The 21,552-nt window shown below is 39.3% G+C and carries 17 protein-coding genes; 12 read left to right on the forward strand and 5 right to left on the reverse strand.

The window, feature by feature from the left end:
* The first annotated feature begins 77 nt into the window (after positions 1-77).
* From GVV20_RS05195 to GVV20_RS05220, 6 genes are all read left to right on the forward strand, one after another.
* Entirely contained in the window at positions 78-1,010 is a 933-nt protein-coding gene (locus tag GVV20_RS05195) for an ABC transporter permease (RefSeq protein ID WP_159741731.1), read from the forward strand.
* A 9-nt stretch (positions 1,011-1,019) separates the two neighbouring features.
* Positions 1,020-1,940 (forward strand): carbohydrate ABC transporter permease, encoded by a 921-nt coding sequence (locus GVV20_RS05200; protein WP_159634787.1) that lies wholly within the window; start codon positions 1,020-1,022, stop codon positions 1,938-1,940.
* Between the two features lie 54 nt (positions 1,941-1,994).
* Complete coding sequence (locus GVV20_RS05205) at positions 1,995-3,449, forward strand: ABC transporter substrate-binding protein (RefSeq protein WP_159812722.1); 1,455 nt, start codon at positions 1,995-1,997, stop codon at positions 3,447-3,449.
* Positions 3,450-3,549: 100 nt separating this feature from the next.
* Positions 3,550-4,152, forward strand: a complete 603-nt coding sequence (locus tag GVV20_RS05210; protein ID WP_159741706.1) for a YesL family protein — start codon at positions 3,550-3,552, stop codon at positions 4,150-4,152.
* Positions 4,153-4,154: 2 nt separating this feature from the next.
* The gene (locus tag GVV20_RS05215; protein ID WP_159812724.1) at positions 4,155-5,855 is read left to right on the forward strand and encodes a sensor histidine kinase; all 1,701 of its coding nucleotides are present in this window, start codon (positions 4,155-4,157) and stop codon (positions 5,853-5,855) included.
* A complete protein-coding gene (locus GVV20_RS05220) occupies positions 5,848-7,344 on the forward strand; it encodes a response regulator transcription factor (RefSeq protein WP_159741553.1) in 1,497 nt (498 codons plus the stop codon). The genes GVV20_RS05215 and GVV20_RS05220 overlap by 8 nt, the downstream gene beginning before the upstream one ends.
* Before the next feature lie 38 nt (positions 7,345-7,382).
* Here GVV20_RS05220 and GVV20_RS05225 read toward each other — a convergent pair whose 3' ends face one another.
* Both GVV20_RS05225 and GVV20_RS05230 read right to left on the reverse strand, forming a co-directional pair.
* Positions 7,383-9,518, reverse strand: a complete 2,136-nt coding sequence (locus tag GVV20_RS05225; RefSeq protein WP_159741552.1) for a GH92 family glycosyl hydrolase — start codon at positions 9,516-9,518, stop codon at positions 7,383-7,385.
* 8 nt (positions 9,519-9,526) lie between these two features.
* Entirely contained in the window at positions 9,527-10,582 is a 1,056-nt protein-coding gene (locus GVV20_RS05230; RefSeq protein ID WP_159812726.1) for a substrate-binding domain-containing protein, read from the reverse strand.
* Between the two features lie 173 nt (positions 10,583-10,755).
* Between GVV20_RS05230 and GVV20_RS05235 the strand changes: the two genes are divergently transcribed.
* From GVV20_RS05235 to GVV20_RS05260, 6 genes are read left to right on the forward strand one after another with little or no spacing between them, the layout of a single operon-like run.
* The gene (locus tag GVV20_RS05235) at positions 10,756-12,045 is read left to right on the forward strand and encodes a glycoside hydrolase family 125 protein (RefSeq protein WP_159812728.1); all 1,290 of its coding nucleotides are present in this window, start codon (positions 10,756-10,758) and stop codon (positions 12,043-12,045) included.
* Between the two features lies 1 nt (position 12,046).
* Positions 12,047-14,713, forward strand: a complete 2,667-nt coding sequence (locus GVV20_RS05240) for an alpha-mannosidase (protein WP_159741477.1) — start codon at positions 12,047-12,049, stop codon at positions 14,711-14,713.
* Between the two features lies 1 nt (position 14,714).
* The gene (locus tag GVV20_RS05245; RefSeq protein WP_236261774.1) at positions 14,715-16,091 is read left to right on the forward strand and encodes a glycoside hydrolase family 1 protein; all 1,377 of its coding nucleotides are present in this window, start codon (positions 14,715-14,717) and stop codon (positions 16,089-16,091) included.
* Positions 16,092-16,095: 4 nt separating this feature from the next.
* Positions 16,096-16,977, forward strand: coding sequence for an ROK family protein (locus GVV20_RS05250; protein ID WP_159741475.1), 882 nt, complete (start codon positions 16,096-16,098; stop codon positions 16,975-16,977).
* Between the two features lie 2 nt (positions 16,978-16,979).
* Complete coding sequence (locus tag GVV20_RS05255) at positions 16,980-17,885, forward strand: ROK family protein (RefSeq protein ID WP_159741474.1); 906 nt, start codon at positions 16,980-16,982, stop codon at positions 17,883-17,885.
* Entirely contained in the window at positions 17,882-18,844 is a 963-nt protein-coding gene (locus tag GVV20_RS05260; protein WP_159741473.1) for a type I phosphomannose isomerase catalytic subunit, read from the forward strand. Before GVV20_RS05255 ends, GVV20_RS05260 begins: the two co-directional genes overlap by 4 nt.
* A gap of 51 nt (positions 18,845-18,895) precedes the next feature.
* Here the strand turns inward: GVV20_RS05260 and GVV20_RS05265 are convergent, their stop codons facing one another.
* From GVV20_RS05265 to GVV20_RS05275, 3 genes are all read right to left on the reverse strand, one after another.
* Positions 18,896-19,582 carry a response regulator transcription factor gene (locus GVV20_RS05265; RefSeq protein WP_159812730.1) on the reverse strand — a complete coding sequence of 229 codons (687 nt, stop codon included), beginning with the start codon at positions 19,580-19,582 and terminating at the stop codon, positions 18,896-18,898.
* Positions 19,583-19,692: 110 nt separating this feature from the next.
* Positions 19,693-20,547 carry a DegV family protein gene (locus tag GVV20_RS05270; protein ID WP_159741263.1) on the reverse strand — a complete coding sequence of 285 codons (855 nt, stop codon included), beginning with the start codon at positions 20,545-20,547 and terminating at the stop codon, positions 19,693-19,695.
* A 57-nt stretch (positions 20,548-20,604) separates the two neighbouring features.
* Entirely contained in the window at positions 20,605-21,459 is an 855-nt protein-coding gene (locus GVV20_RS05275) for a DegV family protein (protein ID WP_159741262.1), read from the reverse strand.
* Positions 21,460-21,552: the final 93 nt, after the last annotated feature.

The raw sequence follows: 21,552 nt of genomic DNA on the forward strand, positions 1-21,552 counted from the left end.
CCCTATATTAAACAAAATGTAAGCGGTACAATTAGGATGTCACAAGGCAAACTGTATAACAACTGGGGTGATAGATGATGAAACAGTTTATAAAAGACATGCGCAAGAATTGGGTCTTGCTACTAATGGCATTACCTGGTGCGCTTTGGATGATTTTCTTCTTCTACATTCCGGTATTCGGAAACGTAGTCGCATTCAAAGACTTCCGATTCTCCAGTGATGGTGGATTCCTACGAAGTCTTTACGAAAGTGAATGGGTAGGACTTAAGAACTTTGAGTTCCTCTTCAGTTCCGATAATGCATGGATCATAACCCGTAATACCGTACTCTACAACCTGGGATTCATAGTAATTGGTACAGCCTGTGCTGTTGCCCTTGCTATAGTCATGAGTATGTTACGGAATAAACGCCGCGTGAAAACGTACCAAACGGCAATGATGTTCCCATATTTTATCTCATGGATCATAATTTCATCCTTCGTATATTCCTTCCTTAGCCCTGACAAGGGTATTGTAAACCGCGTGATGGTAAATATGGGATCGTCGCCAATTAATTGGTATACAGATCCAACCTACTGGCCGTTTATTATTATCTTTATTGGGATTTGGAAGAACCTTGGTTATCAAAGTGTTATCTACTTTGCATCAATCATGGGAATTGATCCAACATATTATGAAGCAGCTAAAATTGACGGTGCTAACCGTTGGCAACAAATTCGACATGTTACAATTCCACAAATTGTACCATTAATTAGTATCTTGATGATTCTCGCAGTTGGTAATATCATGCGAGCAGACTTCGGTCTCTTCTATAACGTACCTCGAAATTCAGGACCATTAACACCAGTAACACAAGTTCTCGATACATTCGTCTATAAAGGATTGGCTGCATCGGGTGACTTAGGAATGTCGTCCGCGGCGGGACTTTATCAATCTGTCGTAGGTTTGGTGATCTTGGTAGGAGCGAACTCAATTGTTCGAAAACTCGACCCTGATTCAAGCTTATTCTAGGAGGACATTATGGATAAAAAAACTAAGAAACGAATTGCAAGTGTAGAAGTTCGAAGTTTTGGTAGAAAAACAGACCTATTCTTCTCAATCTTCCTTGGAATCATTGCATTATCGTGTTTATTCCCGTTCTTCTTTATTATCGCAGTATCCTTTACCAGTGAGTCAGCATTAGCGATTCAAGGGTATCGATTGATACCTGGAGAATTTAGTTTAGATGGATATAAATACTTGTATGAATTCAAAGGACAACTTCTATCGTCATTAGGTGTTACCGTATTTATTACTGTAGTAGGTACAATTATCAATACAACATTTACCTCTACATATGCATACGCAATTTCAAGACAAAACTTTAAATATCGAAAATTCTTTACGAAATTTGCATTACTTACGATGTTATTCTCGGCAGGGATGATTCCAAACTACTTGGTTGTTACCAAGATGCTGGGACTTCGTAACTCGATTTGGGCCCTAATTTTGCCAATGGCATTGAGCCCATTCAACATTATGGTTATGCGTACTTTCTTTAAAAAGACAGTACCAGATGCCATTATTGAATCAGCCCGTATTGACGGTGCAAGTGAACTTCGAATCTTTGTACAGATTGTTGTTCCACTTGCAGTTCCAGGAATTGCGACAATCAGTTTATTTGCCGCATTAGGATTCTGGAATGACTGGTTTAACGCACTCTTGTATATCACTTCTGATAACTTATACCCACTTCAATATCTGTTGATGCAGATCCAATCAAATCTGGACTACATCGCGAAGAACGTTGGAAACGCGGGAATCAGTGCTGGGATGTCAATCCCACGTGAAGCGACACGAATGGCAATGGTCGTAATTTCGACATTACCAATTGCACTTACATATCCGTTCTTCCAAAAATACTTCGTCTCAGGATTGACTATCGGTGGCGTTAAGGAATAAGAGGATATAAAATATTGCCTATTTATGAAGTTTTAGAGGAAGAGGAGGACTATCATGAAAAAAGGCGCATTAAAATTTGCAGTAGTAGCATTAGCATTCTTGTTAGTGTTAACAGGCTGTGGTTCAAAGAAAGGTGCTGAAGGAACGGGTTCAGGCGAAACTGTAACTTTACAAGTCTACCAAATTGGGGACGCACCAAAAAACATTAAAGAGTTAACAGACAAAATTAACACTATTTCAGAGAAAGAAATTGGCGTTAAAGTTAACTTCACATACATTGGTTGGGGAGATTATGACCAAAAAATGTCTGTAATGGTTACAGCAGGGGACGAATTTGATATCGCGTTTGCTCAAAACTATACAGTTAATGCTCAAAAAGGAGCATATGCTGACTTAACAGATCTTGCAAAAACACATGCAAAAGAATTCTTTGATTCAGTAGACCCAATTTACTACGACGGTAACGTTGTGAATGGAAAACTATACGGTTTCCCAGTCAACGGTAACGTATTTGCGGCTCAAATGTTATCATTCAACGGTGAGCTATTAGACAAATATAACTTAGACATCTCAAATGTTAAAACATATGCAGATGCAGAGCCAATGTTACAAACAATTAAAGACAACGAACAACAAACTGTACCATTCGCAATTGGTAAAACATTCAAAGCTAACTTAGGTAACTTTGACTACATCTTAGGTGATGCACTACCATTCGCAGTAAACATTGATGGTGATCAAACACAAATTATCAACCCATTCGAAACAGAAGCTGGTATGCAACGTCTACGTGAATTACACGATCTATACAACAAAGGATTAATTCCTACTGATGCAGCAACAAATGATACATCATACGACTTGAACAACAACACATGGTTCATGCGTCAAGAAACTCAAGGTGCTGCTGACTACGGTGATAACTTATTAACACAAGTTGCTGGTAAGAAAATCGTATCACGTCCATTAAACAATAACTTAAAATCAACAGCTCAAGCTCAAATGGCTAACTTCGTTGTTGCTCAAAACTCAAAAAATAAAGAAGCAGCAGTTAAATGGTTAAACCTATTGAACACAAATGCTGAAATGATGAATACATTAGTATACGGTATTGAAGGCGAATCATGGGAAAAAGTAGGGGATAAACACCTCAAATTCTTAGATGGATATAAAGAAGGTTTCCACATGGCAGCATGGAATACAGGAAACTCAGAATTATTACTTCAACCAGAAAATGTAACAACAGAAATGATCGAAAAACGTGAAGCAGATACTAAAGCAGCTACAGTTTCACCAATCTTAGGATTCAACTTTGTTACAGACTCAGTTAAAACAGAAATCAGTAACGTTACAAACGTTGTTGACGAATACTATGCAGTATTACATACAGGTACAGTTAACCCTGATGAAGTCGTTCCAACATTCATTGCTAAATTAAAAGAAGCAGGATACGAAACGATTCAAAAAGAAATGCAAAAACAATTTGACGAATTTAGCAAAAAAGCTTAATGATCAAATGAAGGAGGGGGCATTGGCCCTCTCCTTTTTCTTCGTAAAGCGCTATCATCAAAAATAGTATATAATTATAGAAGTAAGGAAGATGATGATTATGGGAACCTATGTAAGTGATTTTTTTGACCGAATATATGTATTGATCAAATTATCGTTAATGTTTTGGATTATGACGATGATGGGTGGAGTCGTTCTAGGCATTGGTCCAGCGTTCTCAAGTGTTGTTCAGTTGTATACCGATCATGAGTGGACGCATCGTGATATGCGTTGGAAGCAGATCGGTACACTCTTTGTAAGTAATTTTAAAAGAGGAAATATGATTTTCTATACATATTTCTTGATTATCGCAGTTTTGGCTTACAATATGTACCTTGCAGTACAAATTAGAGGTATCGCAATTTTATTTGTTCAATTCTTGATTGTTGCCGCATTTGTACTAACAGTGTGTGCATATATCTATGCGGTCTTAATTGATAATAATTTTGAAATTTCATATAAAAACTTATTGAAGCTAAGTGCAATCGCAGTCATGGGGAACTTCTTTAGTGTCTTAAAATTATTGCTAGCAATGATTGTGGTAGGGTTTATTACGTCGAAATATATGGGTCTTTTACCATTCTTAACAATCGGTATGATTACAGTATTAGTATCCCGAATTGGGAAACCAATGATTGTAACCATCGATGAGCACATCGGATAGTTATGCAAAAGAAAAGCCTGATGAAACGTTTGATTCATACATATGCCGCGATACTAATTGTCGTTATACTCATCTTTTCGTTGATGGTGAGTTATGCAACAACACAGTCCGATCGAACGGCAGTACAGAATCAAGTGGATCAAATAACGAAAAAAGTATCAGCAGTAACAGGGGGATATCAAACCGATTTACGACGTATGATCAATGATCTCTTTCCCGATCAGGCGCGTCTTGATAGTATGCGTGATTACTTTTATATGGATTTTAGTAAGTATTATACGCAACAGTTGGGACGTCCACAGTTCCAACTTTTTCCGCGTGATGTCGAAAAACTCTATGAACGCTACGATGCGATTGAAGGGTTTGTAATTTCGCTTGAGGCAACCAATGACATTTATCACTCAAGCCGAGATAACAAAATGGGAAGTAAGCCTGAGCAATTACCTGATATCTCCGATTACATGGTCTTTTCCAGACCGATTATTAATTATGATGCATACCTACCGCTCGGAAATATCTATCTATACATTGACTACTCGGTATTTGATACGATTGTGCAACAGGAGCAACGATTTGTTGAACCTATTGTATTCCTACTTTCGAGTACGGGAAATATTCAATATCAATATAATATGGGGAATGGCGATGTCTTACAAGAACACATCAAGACGCAGTATGAAACCCGTTCACCATTAGATTCCGCAATATTTGAACAGTATGTCTATAATCGTGTTGAGTTATCAGATGGTTCGGTACTCATTGTAGCTGCTGATAAGCACGATATCTTTATGAAGTCATTCTCTACATATGCTTTGATTACTGCAGGAGGGACGTTCTTAATTGTGATTCTACTGTTCGTCTTGTTTCGAACATTTGGACGTTATGATACACAAGTGAACGATGTGTTGGGAACCATGGAGCGTGTGCGTCGTGGTAATGTTTCAGATCGTATTGAAATTCAAAATAAAGAGGATGAGCTTCTTACTATTTCCCAGGCAATTAACGAGACCTTGGACAGCATGAATCGTTATATTAAACAAATTTATCAGATGGAGATTCGCCAACAGGATATTAATATGCGTGCCTTACAATCACAAATAAATCCTCATTTCTTATACAATACATTAGAATTTATTCGAATGTATGCTGTCTCGGAAGGTGTTAATGAATTAGCGGATATCGTCTACACATTCTCTACATTGCTTCGCAACAACATTTCGTTAGAGAAGACAACGACTCTCGCGAAAGAACTGGAATTTGTTGAAAAGTACGTTTATTTACATCAGATGCGATATCCCAATAAGATTGCCTATAAATTTGATGTAGCTGAGAATTTTGAAATGATTAGCATTCCTAAATTTACGCTGCAACCTTTGATTGAAAACTATTTTGTACACGGTGTTAACTATCGTCGTGTTGATAACGCCATTAAAGTCGCAGTCTACAAAGACAATAAACGAATTCACATAAAAGTATCGGATAATGGCCGAGGGGTCACGGATGAAGTCTTAGCGACAATTCGTCAACGCTTGCAAGAATCTGAATTTGATTTGGATAACGACAAGTCAGTAGGGCTTGTGAATGTTCATGAACGATTGAAAGTATTCTACAAAGACAATGACTATCGTATGGAAGTAGCACATAGTGATAATGGAGGATTTGAGGTTTTAATTAGTTTTATAGAGGAGGAATCGGATGTATAAAGTAATCTTAATTGATGATGAGTATATGATTTTACAGGGGTTACAGAAGCTTATTCAATGGGACCAACTGGGTATTGAATTAGTAGGAACCTTTGATGATGGTATCGACGCTTTGGATTATGTTCGCGAAAATCCTGTAGATATTGTAATTACGGATGTGAGTATGCCTGTTATGACGGGAATTGAATTTGTCGCACAATCGCAAGAAGAAGACATCAACTTTAATTTTATTATTTTGTCAGGGTATCAAGAATTTGAATATGTCAAAGAGGGGATTCGTCTTGGTGCAGAAAATTTCATCCTTAAACCAATTGATACGGTTGAGTTGAATGGCTCGATTCGTAAAATAGTTCAAAAGCTAGATGAAGAAAAGTATCACGAGCAGGGAGATGAAATTCTCTTCCGGAATACAGTTATTCGTTGGTTAACAGGGGAAATTGATTCAGTCGATTTACGTCGTATCTTAAAACAATTAGGGCATCGTCTTGAGTTAACTGACTTGTATTCGGTGATTGCAATTGGGGGTGTCACTGAAACACGTAAAACAGTTTGGAATCATTTCATGAAAGAGATGATGATTCCGTACTATGCTTACATGGGGGAAGAACTGTATATTATCATTGAGGGTTCAAATCTTCGTTTCGATCAAGTCCGTAAGGGAATCATTCATCTCATTATTAAAGAAGATGAAAAAATTGCGATTGGTGATTTGTTTGTAAAGTTTGATCAAATTCATCGTAGTTATGACCATGCCTCAGCACTCTTGGAAATTGTTGAGTTTTATGACGATGATTCGTACTTGCGTGATCAAAGTATTAAAGATAGCACGAGCATCGAAATGAATGCCAAAATATCGTTCGAGAAATTCCATCAATCACTTGCTTTAGGTGATGGTGCAGGAATTCGTGAAGAGATGAAAGGTCTAATCGATGAGGCGATTGTAACCAATCCACAACCAGAGTATATACGCTATATTGCGTTTATTGTTTTTTCAGACATTTACCGTCATTATAATCGTATGTCCTCCGAGCATTACTACTCAAATCTCAAATTGTTACATGGTGCAAACTCAATCGGCGAAATTTTAGATGTCCTTGAGTCATCTATTGAGGTTAATCATGCGCAAACTGATGTCAAACAGTACAATGTGAACGTTCAAAAAGCACTGCAAATGATTCATCAGAATTACACTGATGACCTAACAATTGGAACGATTGCAGACTCATTACATTTAAACGCGATGTATCTCGGACAGATTTTTAAGAAAGAAACGGGACTTAGCTTCTCACAATATTTAAACCAACACCGCATTAAAAAAGCGCAGAATCTTTTGATGCAATCAAGTCATAATGTGAATGAAATAGCGGAACTGGTTGGCTATACAAGTTCTGGATACTTCTACAAAAACTTTAAGAAGGAATGTGGAATTTCTCCTCGAGAGTTCCGTGAACGATGGCACAAGAATGGCGACGTCCTTCAGTTAGACTAACAAAAAGGAAGAACAATCTTTGTTCTTCCTTTTTTAGTTTATTTTGACATTGAGAATGGAAGTTCATCATCCGTATATTGACGCTGACGAGGAACAATTCCTAACTCGAAATCAAGTTGCGTACCTTGAATAAGATCATTGTGTTTGAGATAGAGTGCTGTATACTCAGTCCCATCTTTCATCATCTTGGAAACGAAATTATGATGACGCGTGTTATTTTCGGTATTGATTTGGAGTACTTCACCGTTTGGTAGATTTACTGTAACGGTATCAAAGAAAGGAATACCCACGACATATTCTTGTGTTCCGGGACTAACTGGATAGAATCCCATAGCATTGAAGACATACCATGCAGACATACTACCATTGTCTTCGTCGCCGGGGTAACCTGTGAATGTGGGTTTGAATGTTTCGCGCATGAGGCTTCGTAAAAGAACTTGTGTTGAAGCCGGCTCGCCACCATACGTGAAGAGATAAGGAATATGGAAACTTGGTTGGTTTGAAATTGCCATTTGGCCAAAATCAATCGCAGCGACTTCACTCATTTCGTGAATTTCAAAGCCATAACTTCCTGATGTGAAGTACGGTTTTTGGTTCACAAGATGCGTAATTTTATCAAGATAGGCTTGTTTTGAATCATATAACTTAATAAGACCTGCAAAGTCGTGATACACAGCCCAAGAGTTTTGCCAAGAGGATCCTTCGGTATACGCATGTCCCCATTCGATATCACTAAATGAATCACTGAAGTTGCCATCTGTATCTTTTGCACGCATCAATCCTGAGTTTGAATCAAAGAGTTGCGCATAATTTTTTGAACTTTCCATGAATGTTTGGTAATCATCGGTACGTCCAATCATTTTTGCTACTTGTGCGATACAAAAATCACTGTAACTGTTATCTAACGATTGGTTGACACTTTCATGGTAGGATGATGGAACGTAACCATACTTCCAATAGTCATTGACGGCGCGGCGGCCATACTGTGGATTCTCCGATTCGACTGTTGCAGATTGTTTCATCGCCTCATACAACGACTCAATCTTATCGTGAGCGAGCCCTTTTGTGAGCGCATCACTGATAACTGCATCGACAAGAGTGCCTGGCATGAGTCCGCGTTCATCAGGTGAAAGCCATTTAGGAAGGTATCCGGCTTCATGGAAACTGTTGAGGAAACCTTCAAGCATCAGTTCATAGTGTTCGGGTTCAATAAGGGAAAAGAACGGGAATAATGATTTATAAGTATCCCAGAATCCGTTATTGGTAAATAAGACTCCTGGTGCACTCGATCGCGTAATTGTATTGTAGTGGATAGGCTCATTGTTGGAATCCATTTCATAGAATGTTTGAGGGAAAAGGAAACAACGATAGAGCGCAGCGTAAAACATTTTGACAGCTTCTTTGTCAGTGTGAGTTACTTCAACTTTGGAAAGTTTTTGTTCCCATGCATCTTTCGCATTTGCTAGCATGCTTTCAAAGGTTGATGGTAAGCGTGATGCATTGAGTTTTGCTTGTTGCGAATTGATAAAAGATGTCGCAACGGTAATGGTTGGATGTGATGAAGTCGTACGAATAATGATAATGTCAGTGCCATCTTCAAAAGTACTTGCTTCGGCGGTGAATGGAACGTCTAACGTCATATGTGCATACATTGTGAAGTTTGGATCTTCGGAACCTGAAGCATTCACGACAGCATATGAAATGGTGTTTTCGTCAATATGGATATCATGGATACCTTTGATTGCTGATACAACAAAACAGACTGCTTCAGAACGTAAGCTTGTGTTCTGAAGCTTCATTCCGTAAGTTGATGCCGTTAGTTCTGACTCAAGGGCATAGCGTTGGCTCGTAAGTTTGAGATATCCTGGATTGTATACAGCTTCTTCAATGCGATAACTGCTTTGAAGGTGAAACACACTGCGGATAAGTGGATCGGTTGTAAAGGGAGTTATTAAAAAACTACTGAAGTCACCCATCCAAGGACTCGGTTGGTGTGTACAGCGAAAACCGGAAAATAATGGTTTGCTTGGATTAAACCACCATGACCCTTCATCATTTTGTGGTGCAAAGTAGTTCATGCCAAAGGGAACTCCGGTGAAAGGGAGGGTGTTACCATTTGAATAACCGGGATAGTTTTGTGTCCCGACGCGTGTATCAATTGTATCGTGTGTCATAAAGTCTCCTAATTGTGCGTAGATTCGCGTTTAATGAGTGAAACATCAATAATCAGTCGTTCTTGTGGTGTATTTGGATCTTGGATAATTTTAAGTAAGTGCTGCATTGCACGCATCCCAATCTGCTTAAAGTTCTGCTCAAGGGTTGTAAGTGGTGGATTGACGAATTGTGAAGCCTGGGTATTGTCGAAACCAACAATCTTGAAATCGTGTGGAATCGAATAATTCAGATGTGTTAAGGCATTCATAATAGAAATTGCGAGAATGTCGTTTTCACACACAATACCATTGATTCCTGATGCAATCAGAACGTGAATCAAATCTTTAAAGTCATCTGCATTCTTCGTTAGGTTGCAATAGATCGGCTTGGCATTGTGATTCAATCCCGAATCGCTAAGAGCCTTGAGATACCCGAAATAGCGCTCACGAACTGATGAAACATCTTCTATGCGTGTGGTACTTATATAGGCAATATTTTTCAACTCTTGATCAATTAGGTGTTGTGTTGCAAGATATCCCCCTTGAAAGTTATTGGAAATAATACTTGAAAAGGGAACACCGGATACTTCTTTATCTAAGATTACGGTTGGAACATTGAGCAAATAGAGAGGATAAGCATATTCTAAAATATCGTTGTTGTTGAATGGATAGAAGATAATCCCGGCATAATTTGTCGCAATATCTTGAAGCTGTTCGGCTGAAATTTTGCTATTTTGCTGTACTTGCAGACGATAGGGTGTATCTTGAAGTGCTTGAAGAATGCCTTGCGTGTAATTCCCAAAACTGTAAGTATCGGGAAAAGGCATAATAAATAGAATATCGGTTAAATCACGCGAAGCCGTGATTTTTTCTATTGGACTTACAAAACTCCCAAGACCACGTTTGCGGTAAATAAGGCCTTCTTGCTCAAGGTCGTTTAAAACACGTTTTGATGTAATACGACTGACATTGAATGTGGCAGCAATATCATTCTCACTTGGTAACTGGTCGTGAGCGTGGTATTTGCCATGGTAAATGTCGTTTTTAATGTGCTCTTTAATTGTTTGGTATAGAGGTTTGGTCATAATGCCTCCTGGTTGGTATATCATCTACATTTTACTTGTTATATCAAGAAAAATCAATCCAATAATTCGTACACAAAGACCTATAGTTTGTCCATTAAAAACCTATTGTATAAAGAATAAAATTGAAGTGTAACTGGTAACTATATCTTGGTATATCAACTTTAGGAGGAACTATGACAGTCTATAGAGAAATGCCAAAATCCGTACGTGATTTTATGAATGAAATTGCTGAACTTTGTGGTGAAGAACACAAAGGGTGGTCAGAAATATTTGAAAACGTGTATTCAAATACACTGCTTACAACAATCAAACGTATCAGTGAGGACGATACATATGTACTGACAGGAGATATTCCGGCAATGTGGCTTCGTGATTCAACAGCCCAAGTACGTCCATATCTACCCATTGCTGAACGTGATGCTGATATTCAAGCCATGATTCGTGGTGTGATTTCGCGGCAATTTGACATGATTCTTCATGATCCTTATGCCAATGCATTTAATGAAGATGCGAATGGCGCAGGTCATCAAACCGATGATACAACCATGACCCCTCTCATTTGGGAACGCAAATATGAAATCGATTCATTATGCTACCCAATCCAACTTTCTTATCTTTACTATCAACATACTCAAGATGCAACAATCTTCGACGATCGCTTCAAACAAGTTGCAAAAACGGTCATTGATTTATGGGTAGTCGAGCAAGATCATACGCGATCCCCATACAATTTTGAACGTCCAACAGATCGAAAAGAAGACACATTAACCAATGGTGGTCGTGGTGGTGAAGTTGCCCGCACAGGTATGACTTGGTCAGGATTTAGACCAAGCGATGATGCATGTGAATACAACTACTTAGTACCATCAAATATGTTTGCGGTTGTTGTTCTTGAATATATGGAAACGATTTTTACTACCGTAAATGTTGATGCAAACTTAGCAAACCAAGCGCAACAACTCAAACTTGAAATTAAGAAAGGAATCGAAGACTTCGCAGTGTTCTCAAACGGTGAAAAAGATATCTATGCCTATGAAGTTGACGGCTTAGGCAATGCCCTACTAATTGATGATCCAAACGTCCCAAGCCTCCTTGCAGCTCCTTACTTAGGATTCTGTGATGTCGATGATGTTCTGTATCAAAACACGCGTAATCATATTTTGAGTCCTAAAAACAAATACTTTTATGAAGGACAATTTGCACGTGGATGTGGAAGTTCACATACTCCAGAAGGCTACATTTGGCCAATCGCATTATCAATTGAAGGCTTAACTACCAATGATAAAGCTACAAAAGCAGCAATCCTAAATACATTAGTAGCTACCGATGGTGGAACAAAAATGATGCACGAAAGTTTCGATGTCAATAATCCAACAAACTTCACCCGTGAGTGGTTCTCATGGGCAAACATGATGTTCTGTGAACTTGTCATGGATTTCTTCGATATAAAGGTTAAACGATAATATGAAAAAAACAGTACATATCATTTCACATAGCCACTGGGATCGTGAGTGGTACATGCCATATGAGCAACATCATATGCGCTTAATCGAACTCTTCGATGACTTATTCGAAGTTTTCGAAAATGACCCAGGATATAAAAGCTATCACCTCGATGGTCAAACAATATCATTGGATGACTATCTTGAAGTGCGTCCAGAGAACCGTGAGAAACTAGAAAAACTTGTTCGTGACCAAAAACTCTTCATTGGACCTTTCTACATTCTACAAGATGATTTCTTGATTAGTGCTGAAGCAAATGCACGAAACATGCTTGTAGGTCTCGATGAGAGTTACAAATGGGGTGAACCCGTAAAACTTGGATATTTCCCAGATACATTTGGCAACATGGGACAAGCACCACAAATGATGAAACAAGGAAATATGGACGCAGTTGCATATGGTCGTGGGGTCAAAACGACAGGATTCAATAACGTCGTTGTTGATGAAGACTACACTTCAAAATACTCTGAAATTAACTGGGAAGGCGCTGATGGTACTGAAATCTTCAGTATCTTGTTTGCCAACTGGTATAGCAATGGTAATGAAATCCCAGCTGAACGCGAAGCAGCAATTTCGTTTTGGGATAAGAAACTTGCCGATGCAGAACGTTATGCATCCACGCCACACCTTCTCATGATGAATGGTGTTGACCATCAACCAATTCAAAAAGACGTAGCAAAAGCCATCGCTCTTGCCAATGAATTGTATCCAGACTACGAATTCATTCATAGTAACTTTCCGGATTATATTGAGGCGGTCAAAGCGACACTTCCTGAAGATATCGGGACCGTTAAAGGTGAACTAACAAGTCAAGAAACAGATGGGTGGTATACATTAGCGAATACATCATCATCACGAATTTACTTAAAACAAGAAAACGTTGCAATTCAAAATCTTCTAGAACGTATTACAGAACCTTTGGCTACAATTGCGACCGATGTAACGGGTCACTATCCACATGAAATGTTGCGATACGCTTGGAAGAAGCTAATGCAAAACCATCCTCATGATTCGATTTGTGGATGTGGTGTTGATAGTATTCACCGCGGAATGATGACTCGTTTTGAAGATGCAAAACAAGTTGGTAATTTTGTACGTGACGAAGCACTTCGTCATATTGAAACTGCTTTAAATACAGACGTTTTCCCGAAAGCATCACGTCCATTTGTTGTTTTCAATACAGAAGGTCAAGAAAAGTCTGGTTTAGTCGAAGTTGAAGTAGAGTGGGAACGAATCCCATTTAACGATCGTAAACCGCAGGAAAATTACTACGAACTTGTTGAAAAAGGGACACCAGATGTCCTCGTAATCAACGAAAGTGGGGAATCGGTACCTTTTGAAATCGTAAGTTCAGATGTGAAGTACAACTATGATTTGCCAAAGGATGCTTTCCGTAAACCTCATTTTGCACGCTACATCACCGTACGTTTAAATATGGCAATGATGCCGTCTTTCTCATGGGAGACATTTGCACTTGTTGAAGGAACACCCGAACCGCTCGTATCATCATTCAAAGGATTGGAAAACGCATCATTACGTGTATCTGTCTCCAATACCGGACAAATCGATATTGAGGATAAAGTACACGGTCATACTTATGAAGATGTTCTTTGTTTTGATGATGCAGGAGATATCGGGAATGAATATATCTTCAAGCAATCTCTTGATGGAACATTCATCACATCCAAAGGATTGGATGCAACAGTAACGATGCTTGATGACACTGCTTTAGTAAAACGCATGAAGATGACTCAAACGATGATGATTCCTGAAGCGGCTGAGGATCTACTCAAAATAGAACAAGAATCAGTGACGGAAATGCGTGAACGTTTGTCAAAACGCTCAACAAAACTTATCCCATTAACACTCGAAACGATTATGACGCTTGAGGCAGACAGCCCAATTCTAAAATTTGAGACACACTTTAATAATCAAGCGAAGGACCATCGTGTTCGTGCTATTTTCAACAGTTCAATGTCGGTACCAACACATGAATCAGAAAGTATTTATGAAGTTGTAACACGTCCTAATGCAGTCTCAAAATCATGGCAAAATCCAACAAACCCACAACACCAACAAGCATTCTCCGCCATTACAACTGAGGAAAAAGGAATGATTGTTGGGAATACAGGATTGCATGAATATGAGGTATTGGATGACCAGTATCTTGCAGTCACAATTCACCGCGGTGCTGGAGAAATGGGTGATTGGGGATATTTCCCAACACCAGAAGCACAAGTTCTTGGTGAAACAACAGTGTCCTATGCTGTAAGTTTCCATGGTCGTGATGACAAACATGAATACTACCGTGCGATGAAAGGAATTCAAGTTCCATTCATCACTACACAGGCAGCTGTTCATTCAGGAACATTCGCAAGCAAACATCAATACCTTATTGTCGATGCAGCAGACGCATATGTAACATCGCTCAAACGTAAAGAACACGAAACAGATATCATGGTTCGCATGTTCAACTTAAGTAATGATGATGCCACAACAATTCATGTCGATTTTGAAGGCACACAACTTTATGATTCTAGTCTCATTGAAATTGTCACGGACAAACCATACGATACAACGCTCAAAGCCGCTGAGATTCGAACAATTCGTATTCCAGATGTCAAATAAAATGAGATTTCCAAAAGACTTTCTGTGGGGTGCAGCGGCTTCTGCACCTCAAACAGAAGGGTCTAACCTAAGTGGTGGGAAATCTTTAAACACATGGGATAAATGGTTTGAATTGAGCCCTGAACGATTTGATCAAAACGTGGGCCCACAAACAACCTCAGATGTCTACAAACTTTACAAAGAGGATGTTCAACGCATGCGCGATATGAATCTAAACTCGTATCGAACATCGATTTCATGGACTCGATTATTGCCAGATGGCAAAATACTGAATCAAGAAGCAGTCGCTTACTATCGTGATTACTTCCAAACAATGATCGATAAAGGTATTCATCCAATTATTAACTTATTTCACTTCGATATGCCGTGGTGGATGATGGAAAAGGGTGGATGGACCAATGCAGAAGTTACGGACCATTTTGCCTTCTATGCCCAAACATGTATCGAAGAGTTTGGAGATTTAGTGAAAGACTGGACAACATTTAACGAACCTATTGTTCATGTTGAATGCAGCTATTTATATGAATTTCATTATCCAGCGATTGTTGATTTCAAACTTGCTATCTTAGCGGGATATAACACGATTTTAGCCCATGCAAAAGCTATCAAAGCAATGCGTAATGTTCGTTCAGACATTCGGATCGGAACCATTTTAAACCTAACCCCAGTCTATGGTCGCTCTGATTCGAAAGATGATGTTCAAGCAACACGGATTGCGAACGCTTTAAACATTACGAGTTTTATGGATGCCATGGTCAAAGGAACGTTTGATCCCTTCATGGTCAATCTTCTTAAAGAACATGGTCTTCTTCCCGAAACCAATGCAAAAGATTTAGAAATTATTCGGGAAAATACAGCTGAGTTCTTAGGCGTTAACTATTATCAACCACGCCGTGTCCAAGCCCCATCGAAGAAACTCGAGGGTCTTGCAACGATGCCCGAAGACTTCTACGAAGCCTATGCTTGGCCAGAACGTCGTATGAATCCATATCGCGGTTGGGAGATATATCCTGAAGCGATTAAAGATATCGCAAACCTCATCACAACACAATATGACAACATGCCGTGGTATGTATCGGAAAATGGAATGGGTGTCGCAGATGAGGCCCGCTTTAAGGATGAAGATGGCATGATTCAAGATGCCTACCGCGTTGAATTTGTTGAAGAACACCTACAGTACCTATCTGAAGCAATTGCTGGTGGGGCAAACTGCTTTGGCTATCACATGTGGACATTTGTAGATTGCTGGTCATGGCTCAATGGCTACCGGAACCGTTACGGATTCTACAGCGTCGACCTTGAAACACAAAAACGAACACCTAAAGCAAGTAGCTTCTGGATGCGTGACTTTATTCAATCACAACAGGAAGGGGAATAGGAACATGGCAATACTAGCATTTGATATGGGAGGAAGTGCTGTCAAGTACGGTATCTGGAATCATGATACGCTCGAAATGACAGATCAATTCAAAACACCTGCTACATGGGATGAAATGAAAGATAGTCTCAATCAAACTTATCAAAATCTAAAAATCACTTATGACATTTCGGGCATCGCACTTTCAGCCCCTGGAAGTGTTGATGTTGCGAAAGGTGTTATTGGTGGTATTTCAGCAATCGAGTATATCCACCATTTCCCTATTGTGGAAGACCTTGAATCCGTTTTTGGTTTGCCGGTAAGCATCGATAACGATGCCAACTGTGCTGCACTTGCGGAAACATGGAAAGGCGTTGCACGTGGAGAATCAAACGTACTTTTTGTGGTTGTTGGAACAGGAATCGGAGGTGCGGTCATCGTCGATGGCGAAATCCAAAGAGGTCATAATCTCTTTGGTGGTGAATTTGGCTGCATGATTCTTGACGGAAAACAATCGTTTAGTATGCTTGGTACCGCTGTCCACATGGCTGAGCGGTACGCCCGTCGTCTAGGAATTCCTGAAGATAGCATAACGGGTGCAGAAGTATTTGACCGCGCAAAAGCAGGGGATGCACTTGCAATCGACGAGGTTAATAACTTCTATGATTATCTCGCGTTAGGTCTATATAATTTACAATTTACGACAGATCCAAGTTCCATCATTATTGGTGGTGGTGTTAGCCAGAACCCTGATTTAATACCGGCAGTTACAACACGAATTCAAGATATGTTAAGCAATGCAGGTCTTGAAAGTGTCGACGTATCGGTTAAGGCGTGCCATTTCCTCAATGATGCCAATTTAGTCGGAGCAGTGGCTGCATTCCAAACACAGAAGGGAGCACAATAATTATGAAATATGCTGCAAGCGTTGATATTGGAGGAACATCCACACGTGTTGCTCTAATAAGTCAAACAGGCGACATTATTGAACGTCAGTCCTTCACAACGTTGGGTGATAATCCACACGCGACACTCGAAGGAATTTACGAGATTATTCAAAGTTTTAGTGAGCCTTGTGTTGGCGTTGGTGTGTCTTGCCCAGGACCACTAGATTTAAAGAAGGGAATCGTTCTCACTCCACCAAACTTAACAGGATGGCATTACTTCAAATTTAAAGAAGAAGCTGAAAAGCTTTGGAATTTACCCGTAATTTTAGAAAATGATGCAAACTTAGCAGGTTATGCCGAAGCTATGAAAGGTGCTGGTGTTGGTGAAGATGTTGTTCAGTACTTTACGATTAGTACAGGACTGGGCGGTGGCTTAGTCATCAACGAAAATATCTTTCTAGGATCACACGGTTTTGCGCAAGAGGTGGCCAATGCTATTTTATGGAAGGACGGCCCACAGTTGGGTGATTTGAAGCCCGGCTCTGTAGAATCGATTTGCAGTGGGACGGCAATCACACAACGTGCCAAACAACAAGGACTCGATGCACAACATGCTGGCGATGTTTATCAACTTGCACAATCAGGCAATATGGTCGCTGAAGCTATTATTGATGATGCTATTGAATATCTTGCAAACATGATTGCGATTGTAATTGGTGTTATCGATCCCGGTGTTGTTGTATTGGGAGGTGGTGTTGCATTGAAAATTCCGAACTTTGTAGAAAAAGTTACCGAACGTGTTCAAGCCAAAGTCTATGCGGTCCAAGTTGAAAATGTAAATATTAAACGCGCGGAGTTAGGCGACGATAATGGTCTAATCGGCGGTGGTTTATATGCCTTCAATGTATTTGCTGGAGGTATGATATGAGCGTAATCAAGCTATCACCATCTTACAAAGACTACCTTTGGGGTGGTAATAAACTCAAAGAATCCTATCGCAAAGAAACACCATTAACGCCACTTGCCGAAAGTTGGGAAATATCAACCCATAAAGATGGACCCAGTTATCTTGTGGACTATCCAGGTGTTGCGAAGACATTACCAGAATACATTGCTGCCCAAGGTCGCCACGTTCTTGGTACCAAAGGACAAGCATTTGAATACTTTCCAATCCTCGTTAAATTTATTGATGCTAAACAAGACTTATCCATTCAAGTCCATCCTGAGGACGCGTATGCTAAAGTTCATGAAAATGAGTACGGTAAAACGGAAATGTGGTATATCTTGGAAGCTGAACCCGGTGCATCCATCTACTATGGTACAAAGACATCACTAAGCAAAGAAGCATATAAGGAAGCGATTGAAACGAACACCATCCTCGATGTTCTCAATAAAGTTCCAGTAAGCAAAGGCGACGTAATTTTTGTTGAAGCGGGAACGATTCATGCAATTGGTGCTGGAATCGTTATCTGTGAAATTCAACAAAATTCAAACACAACGTATCGTGTCTATGATTTTAATCGTAAAGACGCGAATGGTAATTTGCGCGAATTACATATCCAACAAGCGATCGACGTATCAAATTTAGAACCCAAAGATACATCATTTGAAGCCCAGGAGCCATTTGTTGTTTCCGACGGCTACCAAAGTCGAATTCTTGTAAGTTGTGATTACTTTACAACGACAGAAGTCATTCTTGATGATTTCAAAAATTATTATCTTGACGATACATCATTTGAAGGGATTGTGGTTGTCGATGGCTATCTCACAATTACACAAAACGATACAGTTGTTGAGCTTAAAAAAGGCGAATCAGCTTTCATTGATGCAAACACGCCAAACATCAAAATAAGTGGCATTGCACGCTACTTATCAATCAGAGTATAAAAAAAGAAGACACGCATTCATGCGGTGTCTTCTTTTGTGTTCCCTACACAATTATACGCGGTGTGGGTTTTCGCTCCAGCGATAACCCTTACCACGCACAGTGTAGATTGAAGAAAGATTTAATTTCTTTCGGATATTACGAATATGTACATCAACTTTACGTTCGAGCTCTTCAGAATAGGGCTCGTTCCAGATGTTATCAATAATTTGACGCCGTGAAACGACATCACCACGGTTTGCTAAGAAATGGCCAATAATGCCAAGTTCAATCGGTGTCATTGGAATATCAACACCATCTTTAGTGATGACTTGATTATCAACATCCATCAACATATTCTCGGAAATTGAGAACAATGAAAGTTGTGTTGATTTATCAAAGTAAGAATCAAACATGCGTTCCATGTATGCGAGTAAAACATTAATGGATTTATTCTTTTCCCAAACAACATCGATGTCTTCATCGAGTGCTTCAATTTCAATAGCATCGGTAAGTGATGTTGTCATCAGGACCGTGCGTGCTGTCGGTACCATGCGTTTCACTGATGCTAAAAGTTTGATTCCGTTTGTATCATCAAGATCGTATTCGGAAATGACGAGTAATGAATTTTTCATTGCAAATTGCTCAATGCCTTCCATGGCAGACGATGCGGTTAGCACTTTGTAGTTGTTTGCTTCAAGCCCTTTACTTAATGTTTCTAAATATTTTGAATCGCTATCAATAATTAATGTTGTTATCATAATGACTAACCTCCTAACATCATCATATATAAACATATTATAAAGTTATACAATCTGTCATTAAAGTATGAATTGGTGTTATAGAAAACAAAAAAACCGCATATCGCGGTCTAAATTATAGGGTTTTTCATGTATTGGAAAGCTACAGATCCGATTCCAACATGAACACTAACTGTAGAAATTAGAGGTCCTGTATGAAGTTTTGCTTCTGGGAAAGCTGTCTTCAACTTATCAATCGTTGTTTCTAATGCTTCGGGTGCATCGACATCAACAACCGTTATCGTATAACCAGCACCAACGCCAACATCTTGCATATGTGCGATGACAGTATCAATCGCTTTAGACATTGTGCGAACTTTACCGAATGGATCAATGACACCATTTGTTGTGTGGTTTAAATGCAAGATTGGCTTGATCTTGAGGAATCCACCCAATGTTGCTGCAAGTGGTGATAAACGACCACCACGAGAGAGATGTTTCAAATCATCAGGAATAATATAGGTATCACTATTCTTAATGGAATCATCCAAGATTGCGCGAATTGCTTCGATTGACTTGCCTTCATCTAATAAATCACGTGCTGTTAATGCTAAGTCTAATTCAATACGCGCTGCGGTAAAGCAGTCGATGTATTCAAACTTGATATCTGCAAACTGTGCAGCTGTTACCATTGCATTGATTGTTCCTGAGATACCGCTTGTAATTGGAACGGCTAAGATTTGTTCGTAGCCCATTTCTTTAATTTCTGTAAAAAGTTCCTCAATTTTCCCCAAAGATGGCAACGACGTTTGAAGCAGTTTTCCAGATGCGAGTTTCTGGTTTACTTCATCTATTGATATTTCAACGCTTTCTAAGTAAGCGTGATCTCCATCTATTATTTGTAGTGGAATAGCAAAGAGTCCTTCCTTACGATCTACTTCGTTGTAATAGTTGCTTCCGCTGTCAACGACTACTGCAGTTTTCATAATTCAACCTCCTAGTATCCTAATATTATATACCATAAACGCATGTTGTGCTCATATTTAGAACTTTGGTGCCCATTGAATTGCAATCGTTCCAAGCCCTGCATGAGCAGCGACAACAGCTGGTAATTTAGATGCATGTGTTTCAAATGTTCCCAATGCTTCGGTAATGGCAGTATTTGCCCGTGCAACAATTTCTTCACCCTCATTGTCTAAGTAGTAAATAACATGGGTTTCCGGTGTCACGTTGTCATCACGCATCGCTTTGATAATAATGTCAAAGACTTTCGTTTCTGTACGTGCTGTTCCAAATTTTTCGATCGTATCCAAGTCACTCTTTAAGTATAGGATTGGCTTCACTTTAAGTAGAGACGCTAAAGTTGCTGCACTTTTTGAAATTCGACCACTAATTTTTAATTGATCTAATGTTTGTGGGTAGACAAATGATGTGATCTTTGGAATCATCGCATCAATTCCAGAGAGAATTGCGGCGACAGAGCTGTTGGCTGCAGCTTGTTCATTTACGAAGCGAACAAGATGTTGTACGGCTCCAGCAAGAGAACGGGTATCCACGAGCGAAACATTATCTAAACCAACTTCTTGGATGGCTTGATTCATGGAATTGTAAGTTCCAGATAATGATGATGTAAGAGCCAATACGAAAATATGATCATAGTTTTGAGTTTTCAAAGTTTCAAATGTTGTAATAAGGAGTCCAAGATTTGGTTGAGATGTTTGAAGATGCTCTTTGTTACGGAGTAAATCGTTGACAGCATCATAGCCCATTTCAACTTGATCGAGATATTCTTTATTGTTGTGAATAAGTGTAAGTGGTGTAATTGTGACATTCATTGCAGCCGCTTGTTCGGGTGTTAAGGAGACTGATGTGTCACAGACAATTGCATAATTTTTCATGGTAATCCTCCAATGCGAGCATTATATAATTAAATACTTTGAATGTCAAACTATCTACTGAAGTCGCCAGTCTTTCAACTGAAATCAAAATGC

This window comes from Erysipelothrix aquatica (assembly GCF_009828775.2).
GTDB lineage: Bacteria > Bacillota_I > Bacilli_A > Erysipelotrichales > Erysipelotrichaceae > Erysipelothrix > Erysipelothrix aquatica.

What these genes read in the sequence shown, in the direction of transcription:
- GVV20_RS05265 (WP_159812730.1), bottom strand. Translation starts at nt 19,582, where the DNA reads ATGATAACAACATTAATTATTGATAGCGATTCAAAATATTTAGAAACA.
- GVV20_RS05220 (WP_159741553.1), top strand. Translation starts at nt 5,848, where the DNA reads ATGTATAAAGTAATCTTAATTGATGATGAGTATATGATTTTACAGGGG.
- GVV20_RS05200 (WP_159634787.1), top strand. Translation starts at nt 1,020, where the DNA reads ATGGATAAAAAAACTAAGAAACGAATTGCAAGTGTAGAAGTTCGAAGT.
- GVV20_RS05230 (WP_159812726.1), bottom strand. Translation starts at nt 10,582, where the DNA reads ATGACCAAACCTCTATACCAAACAATTAAAGAGCACATTAAAAACGAC.
- GVV20_RS05240 (WP_159741477.1), top strand. Translation starts at nt 12,047, where the DNA reads ATGAAAAAAACAGTACATATCATTTCACATAGCCACTGGGATCGTGAG.
- GVV20_RS05235 (WP_159812728.1), top strand. Translation starts at nt 10,756, where the DNA reads ATGACAGTCTATAGAGAAATGCCAAAATCCGTACGTGATTTTATGAAT.
- GVV20_RS05210 (WP_159741706.1), top strand. Translation starts at nt 3,550, where the DNA reads ATGGGAACCTATGTAAGTGATTTTTTTGACCGAATATATGTATTGATC.
- GVV20_RS05205 (WP_159812722.1), top strand. Translation starts at nt 1,995, where the DNA reads ATGAAAAAAGGCGCATTAAAATTTGCAGTAGTAGCATTAGCATTCTTG.
- GVV20_RS05255 (WP_159741474.1), top strand. Translation starts at nt 16,980, where the DNA reads ATGAAATATGCTGCAAGCGTTGATATTGGAGGAACATCCACACGTGTT.
- GVV20_RS05260 (WP_159741473.1), top strand. Translation starts at nt 17,882, where the DNA reads ATGAGCGTAATCAAGCTATCACCATCTTACAAAGACTACCTTTGGGGT.
- GVV20_RS05270 (WP_159741263.1), bottom strand. Translation starts at nt 20,547, where the DNA reads ATGAAAACTGCAGTAGTCGTTGACAGCGGAAGCAACTATTACAACGAA.
- GVV20_RS05245 (WP_236261774.1), top strand. Translation starts at nt 14,715, where the DNA reads ATGAGATTTCCAAAAGACTTTCTGTGGGGTGCAGCGGCTTCTGCACCT.
- GVV20_RS05215 (WP_159812724.1), top strand. Translation starts at nt 4,155, where the DNA reads ATGCAAAAGAAAAGCCTGATGAAACGTTTGATTCATACATATGCCGCG.
- GVV20_RS05225 (WP_159741552.1), bottom strand. Translation starts at nt 9,518, where the DNA reads ATGACACACGATACAATTGATACACGCGTCGGGACACAAAACTATCCC.
- GVV20_RS05275 (WP_159741262.1), bottom strand. Translation starts at nt 21,459, where the DNA reads ATGAAAAATTATGCAATTGTCTGTGACACATCAGTCTCCTTAACACCC.
- GVV20_RS05195 (WP_159741731.1), top strand. Translation starts at nt 78, where the DNA reads ATGAAACAGTTTATAAAAGACATGCGCAAGAATTGGGTCTTGCTACTA.
- GVV20_RS05250 (WP_159741475.1), top strand. Translation starts at nt 16,096, where the DNA reads ATGGCAATACTAGCATTTGATATGGGAGGAAGTGCTGTCAAGTACGGT.